This window comes from Desulfobacterales bacterium (genome assembly GCA_034520365.1).
In the GTDB taxonomy this organism is placed as follows: domain Bacteria; phylum Desulfobacterota; class Desulfobacteria; order Desulfobacterales; family Desulfosalsimonadaceae; genus M55B175.
The window spans coordinates 76,949-89,588 of sequence record JAXHNP010000002.1 but is presented as its reverse complement, the minus strand read 5'-3'; the positions used below and the strand labels follow the sequence as shown (position 1 = coordinate 89,588).

General features: G+C 54.2%; 12 protein-coding genes. All 12 read right to left on the bottom strand.

Annotation, left to right across the window (positions count from 1 at the left end; all coding sequences use genetic code 11):
• Nucleotides 1-42 precede the first annotated feature (42 nt).
• The 12 genes from U5L07_00670 to U5L07_00615 all read right to left on the bottom strand — a co-directional run bounded on the left by U5L07_00670 (nucleotide 43) and on the right by U5L07_00615 (nucleotide 12,492).
• Nucleotides 43-1,332 carry a phenylacetate--CoA ligase gene (locus U5L07_00670; protein ID MDZ7830243.1) on the bottom strand — a complete coding sequence of 430 codons (1,290 nt, stop codon included), beginning with the start codon at nucleotides 1,330-1,332 and terminating at the stop codon, nucleotides 43-45.
• 5 nt (nucleotides 1,333-1,337) lie between these two features.
• The gene (locus U5L07_00665) at nucleotides 1,338-2,075 is read right to left on the bottom strand and encodes an ABC transporter ATP-binding protein (GenBank protein MDZ7830242.1); all 738 of its coding nucleotides are present in this window, start codon (nucleotides 2,073-2,075) and stop codon (nucleotides 1,338-1,340) included.
• Nucleotides 2,076-2,087: 12 nt separating this feature from the next.
• On the bottom strand, nucleotides 2,088-2,861 hold the full coding sequence (locus U5L07_00660; GenBank protein ID MDZ7830241.1) for an ABC transporter ATP-binding protein: 774 nt from the start codon (nucleotides 2,859-2,861) through the stop codon (nucleotides 2,088-2,090).
• A gap of 4 nt (nucleotides 2,862-2,865) precedes the next feature.
• On the bottom strand, nucleotides 2,866-3,852 hold the full coding sequence (locus U5L07_00655) for a branched-chain amino acid ABC transporter permease (GenBank protein MDZ7830240.1): 987 nt from the start codon (nucleotides 3,850-3,852) through the stop codon (nucleotides 2,866-2,868).
• A gap of 1 nt (nucleotide 3,853) precedes the next feature.
• Nucleotides 3,854-4,756 (bottom strand): branched-chain amino acid ABC transporter permease, encoded by a 903-nt coding sequence (locus U5L07_00650; protein ID MDZ7830239.1) that lies wholly within the window; start codon nucleotides 4,754-4,756, stop codon nucleotides 3,854-3,856.
• Between the two features lie 160 nt (nucleotides 4,757-4,916).
• Nucleotides 4,917-6,065, bottom strand: a complete 1,149-nt coding sequence (locus U5L07_00645) for an ABC transporter substrate-binding protein (protein MDZ7830238.1) — start codon at nucleotides 6,063-6,065, stop codon at nucleotides 4,917-4,919.
• 25 nt (nucleotides 6,066-6,090) lie between these two features.
• A complete protein-coding gene (locus tag U5L07_00640) occupies nucleotides 6,091-6,522 on the bottom strand; it encodes an ACT domain-containing protein (protein ID MDZ7830237.1) in 432 nt (143 codons plus the stop codon).
• 24 nt (nucleotides 6,523-6,546) lie between these two features.
• Nucleotides 6,547-7,584 carry an N-acetyl-gamma-glutamyl-phosphate reductase gene (argC, locus tag U5L07_00635; protein ID MDZ7830236.1) on the bottom strand — a complete coding sequence of 346 codons (1,038 nt, stop codon included), beginning with the start codon at nucleotides 7,582-7,584 and terminating at the stop codon, nucleotides 6,547-6,549.
• A 377-nt stretch (nucleotides 7,585-7,961) separates the two neighbouring features.
• A complete protein-coding gene (locus U5L07_00630; protein MDZ7830235.1) occupies nucleotides 7,962-8,597 on the bottom strand; it encodes a hypothetical protein in 636 nt (211 codons plus the stop codon).
• A gap of 10 nt (nucleotides 8,598-8,607) precedes the next feature.
• Entirely contained in the window at nucleotides 8,608-9,849 is a 1,242-nt protein-coding gene (locus U5L07_00625; GenBank protein ID MDZ7830234.1) for a tetratricopeptide repeat protein, read from the bottom strand.
• A gap of 153 nt (nucleotides 9,850-10,002) precedes the next feature.
• The gene (locus tag U5L07_00620) at nucleotides 10,003-10,935 is read right to left on the bottom strand and encodes a patatin family protein (GenBank protein MDZ7830233.1); all 933 of its coding nucleotides are present in this window, start codon (nucleotides 10,933-10,935) and stop codon (nucleotides 10,003-10,005) included.
• Nucleotides 10,936-11,094: 159 nt separating this feature from the next.
• Nucleotides 11,095-12,492 carry a Do family serine endopeptidase gene (locus U5L07_00615; GenBank protein MDZ7830232.1) on the bottom strand — a complete coding sequence of 466 codons (1,398 nt, stop codon included), beginning with the start codon at nucleotides 12,490-12,492 and terminating at the stop codon, nucleotides 11,095-11,097.
• Nucleotides 12,493-12,640 lie beyond the last annotated feature (148 nt).

Below are 12,640 nucleotides of genomic sequence, written 5' to 3'. Positions count from 1 at the left end.
TTAAGGTACTAGGCGTTAGGTTTTGGGTATTGGCTAATCGCTCTACCTGAATTCCCTCTCATCCCGAACCCGCCGCTGGGGGTCAAATGTGCCGGGCTCCACAAGCCTTACCCCGACCTCCCAGCCAAGGGTCTCAGATATTTCCCGGTGAAGCCGTTCCACAAACCGCCGCTGCTTTTTCATTTCATCAAAAAAATTCATATCAGAGATCTCCACCATTACCAAGAGCTGATCCGCATCCGCCTCCCGGGTAACCACCAGCTGAAAATTAGGCTGGCCGCCGCTGACCCGGGCGATTGCCTGGCCCACCTGCTCGGGCGCAATACTGGTGCCTTTGACCACAATCACCTCGTCCGAGCGCTTAAATATCCGGGCAATCCGGCAATGGGTCCGGCCGCAGGCGCATGGCGAATAATCCAGGCGGGTTAAGTCGCCGGTGCGGAACCGGATCAGCGGAAACGCCTCCTTGGCTATGGTGGTGAGCACCAACTCGCCTTCCTGGCCCGGGGGGAGCGGCTCTAAAGTTTCCGGATCAATAACTTCGGGAATAAAATGATCCTCTGCGATATGCAGCCCGTTTTTCTCCGGACATTCCCAGGCCACGCCCGGGCCGAAGATCTCGGTCAGACCGTAGGTGTCGGTGGCCGTAATGTAGAGCCGGGTCTCCAAATCATCCCGGGTCTCCTCAGACCAGGGCTCAGAGCCCAAAACACCGTATTTGAGCGCCAGGCTGTTGGGATCCACATTCATCTCCGCCATTACCCGGGAAAGACCCAGCGCCACCGTGGGCGTGGATACCAGTGTGGTGGTCCGGAAATCCCGCATGATTTTAACCTGCTGATAAAGCCGGCCGGCGGACATCGGTATCACCGAGGCACCGATTCTTTCGGCCCCCACCTGCACCCCGAAGGGGCCGGTGATAATGCCGAAAGTCAGGGCGATCTGAACCACATCATCCTTTCCCACCCCGAGAGCGGTTAGATTCCGGGCCATCAGTTCCGCCCAGCTGCGGATATCATTTTTCGTAAACCCGATGACAACGGGGTCATCAAAATTAAAGGAGGCGGTATGGAGACGAACGATTTCGCGCAGCGGCACCGCAAACATCTCATAGGGGTAATTGCAACTTAAATCGCGGCGGGTGATAAAGGGAAGCTTCTGAATGTCCGCGATGGACTGAAGGTCTTCGGGCATGAAATCGACTTCCCGAAAAACCTTCCGGTAATGCCGCACGTTTTTATAGACCCGGTTTAAGGTGGCCTGGAGATTCTCCAGCTGCACCTGCGCAAGCTCCTCCCGGTCCATGCATTCGATGCGTTCGTCCCAGTACATGGCTACTACTCCCAAATCTCACGTTGGTCTTTGCCCAGATAGGCCCGCTTGACCTCCTGGTTGGCCAAAAGTTCCCCGGCCTCCTCTTCCAGCACGATCTTTCCGGTCTCAATCACATATCCCCGGTCGGCGATTCTTAATGCCGCCCGCGCGTTCTGCTCGATCAAAAGCACCGTAAGCTTACGCTCCGCCTGGAGATCAGCCACCCGCTGAAAGATCTCCTTGACGATCATGGGCGCAAGCCCCATGGAGGGCTCATCCAGAAGCAGCAGCCGGGGCCTGGCCATCAGGGCCATGGCAATGGCCAGCATCTGCTGCTCCCCGCCGGAAAGCGTGCCCGCGTATTGATCCCGGCGGGCCCGCAGTATGGGGAACAGTCCGAAGATTTGCTCGATATCGGATTTCAGGGTTTTTTTCCCATGGCGTTTATATACGAGATGACCGCCCAATTCAAGGTTATCATAAACCGACATGGGCTGAAAAATCTGCCGGCCCTCCGGCACATGGGCAAGCCCCATTTCCACGAGTTTCTCCGGACTCATGTTCGTAATCTCCCGGCCGTCAAAATAAATCTTTCCGGTGCGCACCGGCTGAAGGCCGCTGATGGCCCTTAATGTGGTGGTTTTCCCCGCCCCGTTGGCACCCAGCATGGAGACAATTTCGCCTTCATTAACATGAACGGAGACATTCTTCAGGGTGTGGACCAGACCGTAATAGCTGTTGACGTTAACCAGACGAAGCATCGCGTTTTACCATCATTCTCCCAGATAGGCGGCAATCACATCCGGATTTTCCTGCACCGATTCGGGCGTGCCGTCGCCGATCAGCCGGCCGAAATTAATTACAATCACCCGGTCCGAGACTTCCATCACCAGTTCCATATCATGCTCGACCAGCACCACGGTGATCTGCTGCTGCCGGATTTTTTCAATCAGCTCGCCCATGGCAATGGTTTCCCGGCTGTTTAGCCCGGCAGCCGGCTCATCCAAAAGAATCAGGCGGGGCTCAACTGCCAGGGCACGGGCGATCTCAAGCATCCGCTGACTGCCCAGGGGCAGATTGCCCGCCATGGCATCCGCATGATCGGCCAGCCCCACGAACTCAAGGTGGCCCATCGCTTCATGCTGAACCCGCTTTTCCTCCGGCCGCCACGCCGGCGGAAGGGCGGCGGAAACGAGCATGCCCGCTTTGGACCTTAAATGGCGGCCCACCATGACATTTTCCAGAACCGTCATCTGCGGAAACAGCCGGACATTTTGAAACGTGCGGGCAACCCCTAAAGCAGCGATGCGATGGGGTTTTAACTTGTTAATCACCCGGCCCGAGTAGCTGATCTGCCCGGCGGACGGGGGCAGAAAACCGGTGATCAGATTAAAGACGGTGGTTTTGCCGGCCCCGTTGGGACCAATCACGGAAGTGACACTGTCCTTTTCAACCCCCAGGGTCAGATCATCTACTGCCACCACTCCGCCAAACACCTTTCGGATGTTTTCCAGCCAGAGGATATGTCCGGATTGACGATCCTGCATTCTCTCACCGCCGGACCAATTGCCGGCCGGCCCGGGCGGCCCGGCTAAGACCTTCAAAAACGCCTTCCGGCAAAAACAGCATAATCAGCAGCAGTATACCCCCGTAGACCAGAATATCGTAATCCGGCTGGTAGGCAATCCCGATAACTTTAAGGTAATTGGTTGAAAAAGAAAGCACTTCCGGCAGAAGGGAAAGCAGCATAGCGCCGGTAAAAGCCCCCCAGATTTTATGCATCCCGCCCACGGCCACCATGGTCACCAGCAGCACCGAATGCATGACGCCAAACGGGCCGGGATCGATGTAGTTAACGTAATAGGCATACAGGCTGCCGCTGATGGAGGCGTAAACAGCACTTAGAACGAAGACCTGAATTTTGCAGGCAGTAATATTTACCCCCAGCGAGGCGGCTGCATCCTCGCTGCCGTGCAACGCGCGCAGACTGCGGCCGATCCGGGAATTAATCAGGTTAAACGCCAGGTAAAGCCCGATCACCACCACCGCCCAGCTGAAATAGAAGTATTTAAGATCTGAATCCAGCTCATAGCCGAAAACAGACATCCGGGGGATGTTTAACAGACCGGACGGCCCGCCCGTAACCTCCACGGTGGCCACCGCGAGTATATGCACAATCGAGGCAAACCCCAGGGTTGCCATGGCCAGGTAATGGCCCTTTAACCGCAGGGTCGGTATCCCCACTACCGCCGACACCGCGGCGACGATAAAAACACCCGCAAAGATGGCTATCCAGGGAGACCAGCCAAGCGAAGTGGTAAAAATGCCGGCTGCATAAGCCCCGATGGCCACAAATGCGCCGTGGCCCAGAGATATCTGTCCGGCATAGCCCATCAGCAGACAGAGCCCGATGCAGGTCAGGCAATTAAAGGCCGCAAAAATCAGCACGCCCAAATAGTAATCATTGCCGATGGTCAGCGGTGCGGCAATAACCGCCGCAATCAGTGCCATCAGTCCGGCGATATCCCTTCCCTGCATATCAGAACTCTTTCAACCGCATGGCCTCGGAACTGCCGAATATGCCGCTTGGCTTGATAAAAAGGACAATCAGCAGAATTAAAAGGGCCATGGCGTCCATGTAGTGCGAAGAAATGTAGCCGGCCCCCATGGCTTCGAGGATGCCCAGCAGCACACCGGCTACCACGGCCCCCATACTGTTGCCCAGACCGCCCAGAACCGCCGCGCCGAATCCCTTTAAGCCCAAAAGCGCGCCGCGGCCGTAATCCATCTGTATAATCGGTGTGACAATGATGCCCGCAATGGCGCCGATGCCGGCGGACAAGGCAAAGGAGAGCATAACCATCTTCCGGTCGTTAATCCCCGCCAGCCGCGCCGCATCCCGGTTTATGGCGCACGCCCGGATGCATTTGCCGATCATGGTATAGTTAAAAAACACCACCAGGCCAACGACCACACAAAGAAGAATGCCAACGATCCATAGGGTCTGCGGCAGGATATAGGCCCCCATAAATTCAATGGGCGGGGCATCGGTAAAGTGGTTCATATAGTGGGAGCCCTTTCCCCAGATGATCATGGCCGCGCCTTTTAAAAGAATGGAAACCGCAATGGTAATGATAATCAGCCGCAGCACAGACGGGGTCTTGACCGGATTAATGGTCAGGCGCTCCATCAGGATACCCACGGCGGTAACCACAATCACAGTCAGGATAAAGGCAAGCGGCAGGGCCAGGTTCAATGCCATGGTCAGCGTGACCATCATCAAACCGCCGAGCACCACAAATTCGCCCTGGGCGAAATTGATAATACCGGTGGCATTATAGATAATGTTAAACCCCATGGCCACCATGGCGTAGATGGCGCCGCGCTGGACGCCCATAACCATAAACTGAATAATATCGGTCAAGCCGCTGACCTGATTCATTGACTGCCACCCCGGATTATGGAATGCGAAATAGAAACGGCTATGTTTAAATAAAACTTATCCGCTGTCAATGGCTATTCGACCACTGACAGCGGATGGAACCTAAACTGAACTCAGTTTAGGGAAAAATCAAATGCAGACAAGAAAGTAAAGACCCGGGTTAGTCCTTTATCACCACAAACTTGCCGTCTTTTACCGTGAGCATCTCAAATGCGGTTTTGTCCAGTCCGCAGTGATCCGTGGGGCTAAACTCAAAAATGCCGCCAATGCCCACAAACCGGGTTTGTTCCAGCTCATCCCGGATTTTGGCCGGGTCATCGCCCACCTTTTTAAGCGTCTTGGCAATCAGATGCATGGCGTCATAGGCATGGCCGCCGAAGGTGGTGACCTGGTCATCAAATTTGGCTTCATAGGCTTTTTTATAGGCCATCAGGACATCCTTCTGCGGATGATCGGCAGGCACGCTTTTTGCGGCCATAATCCGGCCGGCCGGAAAGATCGATCCCTCGGCCGCTTCCCCGGCCGCCTCGGCATACTTAATATTGGCAAAGCCATGGCTTTGATAAAGCGGCATATCCAGGCCGAGCTGTTTTACGTTACGGGGCACAATCGATTGGGCGGGCACGATGGACCAGTTGACGATTGCCTGGGCGCCTGAATTTCTGACCCGGATCAGCTGGGCGGTCATATCCGTCGCCCCCGGGCTGTAGGTTTCGTCTGCTGCGATCTCAATTCCGTAGTCCCCGGAAAGCGCCTTTAACTGCTCCCGGCCGGCTGCGCCAAAGCCGGTGGTCCCGGTGATGATACCCACTTTTGAGATATCGCGCGCGGTCATGTGGTCATAGATTTTGCGCACCGCATCGGAGTCATTCTGCCCCATTTTAAATATCCACCGTCGCTCCTCCGGCGGGTTGGTAATTTTGGCGGCTGCGGCGCAGGAGAGCAGAGGCACCTGTTCCTTTTCCGCAATCGGAATGGTGGCCAGGGACGTGCCGCTCCGGCTGGGCCCGATGACCGCGCAGACGTTGTGCTTCTTGATCAGTTTCTTAACGGCGTTGACCGCCCGGGTATTTTCCCCCTGCGTGTCCTCAATATGGAGCACGATTTTATGGCCGTTGATACCGCCGTTGGCATTGATCTCATCGGCCACCATCCGGGCTGTATTGCGCTCCGGCTCTCCCAGCCAGGAAGCTTTTCCGGTCACGGCAAATGCGCACCCCACATGATACGGCTCAGGCTCAGCATAGACCGCAGTCGCCGAAAGCACGAAGCAAGCAATAACACACATCACAATAATGGACTTTTTCACAACAACCCCTCCCTCTTTTTTAAAATTAAACACTCAACACCTTGCGCTCATCCACCACATGGATATCATTATCAAGCAGCACATCAGCCGCCCGGTCCAAATCATCGAACCGGAAAATGACAATCGCCTCATCCATGTGCTTTTCTGCCACCACATACATATATTCCACATTCAGACCCTCAAGCTCGATGATGGACAGGAGATTGCCCAGCGCCCCCGGTATATCCGGAATCGCCACGGCAATCACATCCGAGACCTTGACGGTAAACCCCTGATCTTTTAAAATTTGATGGGCTTTGTCCGTATCCGTGACCACCAGGCGCAGAATTCCAAAGTCCGAGGTGTCCGCCAGGGACATGGCGCGGATATTGACGCCCGCATTGCCGATGGCCGTCGTGATTTTGGCCAGCCGGCCGGAGCGGTTTTCCATAAATATGGAAAGCTGTCTGATTCGCATATCACCCCCGTTTGATGGGTTAAATTACAAAGGATACGGCGGGGTATTCAGGCCGGTGACTTCCTCGAGCCCGAGCATCAGGTTCATATTCTGCACCGCCTGTCCGGCCGCGCCCTTGACCAGGTTGTCAATCACCGACATGATAATGATCCGGCCCTGTGCCTTATCAACCGCCAACCCGATATCACAGTAATTGGTTCCCCGAACGTTTCGGGTGTCCGGATAATTTCCCTTATCCAGAATACGGATGAAAGGGCAGTCCGAATAATAGTCCACCACCATATTATGGATTTCGGTATGCCCGCGCGGTTTTGTCAGCCGCGCATAGATGGTGGTCTCCATGCCGCGGATCATGGGCAAAAGATGCGGCACAAAGGTGATTTCCATCGGCTCGCCGGCGGCATCAGAGAGCACCTCGTCCATTTCCGGTTTATGCCGGTGGCCGTCCACTTTATAGGGTTTAAAGGACTCATTGGCTTCACAGAAATGCGTGGTAAGGGAGGGCGATCGGCCGGCCCCGCTCACTCCGGACTTTGAATCCGCAATAATTGAGTCAATTTCCAGAAGCTTATGCTGGATCAGGGGAATCAGGGGGAGCAGCACGCTTGTGGGATAACACCCCGGATTGCCGACAAGCCTTGCCTGCTTGATCTCCCGGGTATTGACTTCCGAGAGGCCATAGACCGCCTGTTCGAGCAAATCCTTGGCCGTATGGGGCTGATAAGCGGATTCATATCGCTCCGGATCGGAAAACCGAAAGTCCGCAGAGAGATCAATCACCTTTTTCCCCCGGCGGATCAGCTCCGGCACGATCTCCATGGGCAGTTTGTGCGGCAGGGCGATGAAAATCACATCCGTGCGGTCGCATATGCTGTCATAATCAAATTCCTCGCAGATCAGGTCGACCCAGCCGCTCATGGCCGGATAGATCTGATCAAACGCGGCGCCCGCATACTGCCTTGAAGTCAGAACGGTCAGCGTCACGCGGGGATGGCCGGCCAGTATCCGGACCAGTTCCGCCCCGGCATAGCCGGTGGCGCCTATCACACCTGCCCTTATCATGGGGTTTGCCTTTCCGGTTTTATTATTAACTTCTAAGTAACTTCACGGTTTAAGGTATAGGGTATAAGGTGTAAGGTCAATGAAATCAAGATTTTATGGTCGGCACGGTGGCCGACCCTACGATGAATCGGGTTTTTCCCATTCGTAGGGCGGGCCACCGTGCCCGCCTGAAAAATAGATAGAACAAATTTACCGTGCCTCAGTGCCTTTAAAGTTACTTTTATGCTCGGTCCCGGGCGCACAGCCCGGGGGGATTACTTCTAAGTAACTTTGCGTTCACAGTCCAATGTTTAAAAAACTCAGTGCCTCAGTGCCTCAACGCCTTAGTGCCTTAATTCCAAGATTAACTAACAGAATCCGCAAGATTTTTCAAGGTTTTAAAACGCTCCCTGCGACACAGGGGTAAACGCATCAGCCGGATTCATGCCGAATTCAAAGGAGAAGACCTGATGCGGCAGATGCATTCGGGTTAAGGGATCGACAAAACATTTGCTGCCGCACTGGTTAAGCCGCTTCCAGGTCCAGTCGGCATAACCCGGCAGATGATCCGCCCAGGCCATGGAAATGTGGAGATGGGGCAAAAGCTTTATTTTCGGATTATTAATGGCGGCAATACGGGCGAACACCTCACCGCAGGAAAGCCGGTCGCCCACGGAAAGCCCCTTTGGCGGCTCAATATGGGCATAAAGGGTTAAAAACGCCCGGCCGCCGGCCTCTGTCTGTTGAACCGCCACGGTCTGCCCCAGAAAATCTTCCATTATATGAACGATGCGGCCGTCTTCTGCCATTGGAATCCGCGTGGTCTCATCCAGACGATAATACCCGCCGGAACCTGTTTCAAAAAAGCAGAGATCAATTCCCTCGTGATGGGAATGACGGCAGCCGGGCCGGCCCCACCACTTGTCCGCGGTACCGAAAAGCATGCCGGGATAAAAAATCAGCCGTTCAATCCCGATGCGCTCAAGGTGATTGGCTGCGGTTAATTGATGGATAAAGGTGCTTGCAGTTGCCATATGCGCTGCATCAGCCGGCGGCGGATTCGGCAAACCCATAGTAGCGCCGGGCTTCACTGGCATGGCCGGCGGCCTCATAAATCTTTCCGATCCGGTCAAAATAGGCTTTCCGATTGTCCGGATCCTCGTGCACCAGGGAGAGAAACATTTCCAGTACAAGGTTGGAGGTGTCCCCGGACTGAAAACTGAGTTCGGCAAACCGGCTTTTGATAAACGGATCCACGCGCGCGCCGCACTTAGTGCAGTTGTTCAAAATTTCCCCGTAAAGGCGGCGGGCTTTGTCAAAATCGCCCATGGCTTCATAGGTTTTGGCCAGCGCCCGGCTGATCAGCTCTTCATTGCCGAATTGCTCGCCGCAATCCAGAAACACATCCCGGGCCGCCTCATAGCTGCCGGCCTGATAGTAGGTTTCGCCCAATAGCATCTGAACGGGGCCGGACTGCTGCAAATCTTTTGGACTGCGGTTTAACAGATCCGCGGCTGCCTCAAAATCTCCGGCATCCCAGTATATTTCGCAAAGCAGCTGATAGGCGCGCAGAGATTCGGGATTGCTCTGGAGATAGGTTTCAACAGTTTCCCGGGCATTTTCGGACTGTCCAAGGTGCATGTAGGCCGTGGCCAGCTCCAGGGCAATCCAGCTGTCCGGGCCGGAATTTTCGGTCATGGCCGTTCTGAATGCGCTCACTGCGGTTTCAAATTCACCCTGATTAAGCGCCACATAACCTTCCATAAACGTCTGTCCGTATGATTCATAGGCTTCCTGCATCTCTTCCGGAAGGGAGCTGACCAGCAAATGAAAATAGGCCGCCTCCTCATCATCCTCTGTATCAGCCGCTTCTTCGGATTCATGCAATTGCGCGAGCGGCTCAGCCGGGTCCCCGGCTTCAGGCGCCCCGGCCGGCATCTGATAGAGCGAGCGGGCCTTTGCCTTGATATCTGTTTTGAGTTTTTCATCACCCGTCAACTCATAGGCCAGATAGAGCAGGTCTTCCGCCTCCTGGTAACTCTCCTGGCGGATTAACTCTTCGGCGGCATTGATATGCGAGCCGGCCAGGGCCTCCCGGGCCTGGTTCGCCTTTTCCGCAAGGCGCCGGATCAGCGCCTGCTTTTCGGGTGATTTTTTTTCTGCTTTTTCCAGGGCTTTATCATATTCGACCTTGGCCGCCCCATACTCGCCGGCCGCCTGATAGTCATCACCGATCATTTCAATTTCTTCTGACGATTTTCCGGTAATAAAACTGAATAGTCCCATTGAATCCTCTTCTTCTAAGGTCCTGATCGTACTCAGTCCCGCGCGAGCGGGACGGTTCTCGTACTCGTAATCGTACTCGGGGGATTTAAAGGCCGATTACGAGCACGAGTACGAATCATAAGTTACCTTCTGCAAAAATGTCATCATGACGCCCTAAATCGCTTTTTCTGAAACCATCAGGTATTGCTTGGCGGCATCCACACCCTGCATAAATCCGGTTAAAATTCTTTCCTCACTTCGTGTCAGGCGGTTTACCGCAAAATCCGCCGGCGGATAAATCACATCAATGCCGGAATAACAGCTTTCCAGATTATTGATCACGCGGTTATACATCTGATAGCGTTCATGCATGGAAAGCAGCAGAAACCGGTGTTTAAAATCCTTATAGTAATTCTCATACAGCCTGGAGATCCAGAAGGATTCCCGTTTTTTCCGATAGCCCTTCGGCCGGCTAAGAATCACGAGAATATCCTCTTCTCGATATCCCATGGCAAGGGCTTTTTTGTACGGCACGGGATCCAGCAGCCCGCCGTCAAGCAGCAGATAATCCTTGTAACGTACAAAATCCCTATAGAAAAACGGAATCGCGGCTGTGGCCTTGAGTGCTATGGGAATCCGGTCTTTTTTGGTGCTAAGATATACGGTCTCCGGCACCTCATGCTCGCTCACATTGGTGGCTGTCATCAGGACCGGGCAGGCCGAGCGCCGAAGCCTTTTCAGGTTCAACGGATCTTTGCCCATGACAATGTTTTCAACCATCCAGTCCAGATTCAGGATGTGTTTTTCCGGCCGCAGGATATTTCGCATCCGGATGAACTGCCCGCCAAGCAGTTCTTTAAAAAACGCATCCCGGGCCAGGCAAATCTGATCAGCGGCAAACGCTGTGCCGGTGAGCGCCCCGGCAGAAGAGCCGATGATCAGCTCAAACGGAAAATACCCCCTGTCCGTAAATGCCTGAAGCACGCCGGTAAGAAATATCCCGCGCATGCCCCCGCCTTCCAGGACAAGCACCTTTTTGGCCGGATAACCCCGGAGCCGAGTGGATACATAGCGGCCTAAGCTTAACGAACGCGTCAGAAAATCCATTTCACCTATTTTACCCTCATCCCGGCCTTCTCCCACAGGGAGAAGGTGATATATGGATTTATTAAGAGTAAGATGAAGAGTAATATTAAGCCGTCATCAACAGGTTTTCACCAATACCTTACACCTTACACCCTAAACCTTATACCCTACACCTATCCGTCAATGTACTTGCAGCGTTATATAATACCCCCGCTCACCGCGCTGGACGAGCAGCACCACGGATTCCTTCCACCGGTATTTGATGACCGCGTCTTTGAAATCCGCGAGGTTTTTCAATTCGACATCATTGATTTTTCGAATCACATCCCCGGGTCGCACGCCAATGCGCGCGAGCTCAGAGTTGGTATCCACTTCCGAGACAATCACCCCGGAATTGGCCGGAATGGTGGCCTTAAACCGATTTTTCTCATCCATGCCCACCACTTTCACGCCAAGCAGCTGATAGGCCAGCTTCATGGACAGCCGCTCAGGAAACACCGAGGCCTTGACTTTAAAAGTCTTTTCCGAACGATTGCGCCGCAGTGTGACCGCCATGGTCTCCCCCTCGGAATGCTCCCGCATGGCATATTCATAGTCACTGACGTTGCGGATGCTCTGATCGTCAATGGCAAGGACCACATCCCCCTCTTTAATGCCAGCATTGGCAGCCGGGCTGTCGGGCTCAACGCCCTTAATCACGATCCCTTCATCCGAGGGCAGATCAAGATAACCCGCCAGCCGCTGATCGACATTCTGGACCGTAAGACCGATCCAGGCGTGGATGACCTTGCCGTAGGCGATCAGGTCGGACACAATTTTCCTGGCCGTATTGATGGGGATGGCAAACCCGATGCCCTCAGCCTTGGCATAAATGGCCGTATTGACGCCGATCAGCTCACCGTTGATGTTTAAAAGCGGACCGCCGCTGTTGCCCGGGTTAATCGAGGCATCAATCTGCAGAAAATCATGATAGACCCGGTTTTGCGCGCGGACACTTCGGTTTACCGCGCTGATCACGCCGGTGGTCACGGAATTGGAAAACCCAAACGGATTGCCGATGGCGATGACGGTTTCGCCGATCATAATATCGCCGGAATCGCCCATGGGAACAGACGGCAGCGGCTCATCCGCCCGGATCTGAAGCACCGCGAGATCCGATTCCGGGTCCGCCCCGATGATATCAGCCTGAAACTCCCGGCCGTCTTTTAAAACCACCGTAATTGTTCCGCTTTTGGCAATCACGTGCTCATTGGTCAGTACAAACCCCCGATCGCTGTCGATAATAACCCCGGACCCCCGGCTGCTAAGCTTGCGGCGGGTTTCAAAGCGTTTTTCAAAAAAATCGCGAAAAAAGGAATCCATGTCAAACCGGGCAAACGGGCTGACCTGGCTGCTGACCTCGTATTCAGAGCTGATATTGACCACTGCCTCGCTTACTTTTTCAACCGCCTTTACCACGGCATTACGCCGGGGAAACCGGGAATCTGTGCTTGCTTGCGCATCGGCAAAACATGGGGCCACCATCATGAGAACCCCGGCCATCACTGCCGCGCCAGCCCACTTGATTCGGCAATTCATATGCGCCTGTCCTTTCCTGAAAGCAAATTTAGCCGCTTGCCCGCGGATAAACCGGTTGTTTTCATTTGATTAAACAAATTTTCCGTGATAATCTAATCAAAATTGTCAGACCTATGGATAGTATAAATCCGTTGCAAATGAAAGATTA

What these genes read in the sequence shown, in the direction of transcription:
- argC (MDZ7830236.1), bottom strand. Translation starts at nt 7,584, where the DNA reads ATGATAAGGGCAGGTGTGATAGGCGCCACCGGCTATGCCGGGGCGGAA.
- U5L07_00650 (MDZ7830239.1), bottom strand. Translation starts at nt 4,756, where the DNA reads ATGAATCAGGTCAGCGGCTTGACCGATATTATTCAGTTTATGGTTATG.
- U5L07_00670 (MDZ7830243.1), bottom strand. Translation starts at nt 1,332, where the DNA reads ATGTACTGGGACGAACGCATCGAATGCATGGACCGGGAGGAGCTTGCG.
- U5L07_00665 (MDZ7830242.1), bottom strand. Translation starts at nt 2,075, where the DNA reads ATGCTTCGTCTGGTTAACGTCAACAGCTATTACGGTCTGGTCCACACC.
- U5L07_00625 (MDZ7830234.1), bottom strand. Translation starts at nt 9,849, where the DNA reads ATGGGACTATTCAGTTTTATTACCGGAAAATCGTCAGAAGAAATTGAA.
- U5L07_00615 (MDZ7830232.1), bottom strand. Translation starts at nt 12,492, where the DNA reads ATGAATTGCCGAATCAAGTGGGCTGGCGCGGCAGTGATGGCCGGGGTT.
- U5L07_00630 (MDZ7830235.1), bottom strand. Translation starts at nt 8,597, where the DNA reads ATGGCAACTGCAAGCACCTTTATCCATCAATTAACCGCAGCCAATCAC.
- U5L07_00660 (MDZ7830241.1), bottom strand. Translation starts at nt 2,861, where the DNA reads ATGCAGGATCGTCAATCCGGACATATCCTCTGGCTGGAAAACATCCGA.
- U5L07_00640 (MDZ7830237.1), bottom strand. Translation starts at nt 6,522, where the DNA reads ATGCGAATCAGACAGCTTTCCATATTTATGGAAAACCGCTCCGGCCGG.
- U5L07_00655 (MDZ7830240.1), bottom strand. Translation starts at nt 3,852, where the DNA reads ATGCAGGGAAGGGATATCGCCGGACTGATGGCACTGATTGCGGCGGTT.
- U5L07_00620 (MDZ7830233.1), bottom strand. Translation starts at nt 10,935, where the DNA reads ATGGATTTTCTGACGCGTTCGTTAAGCTTAGGCCGCTATGTATCCACT.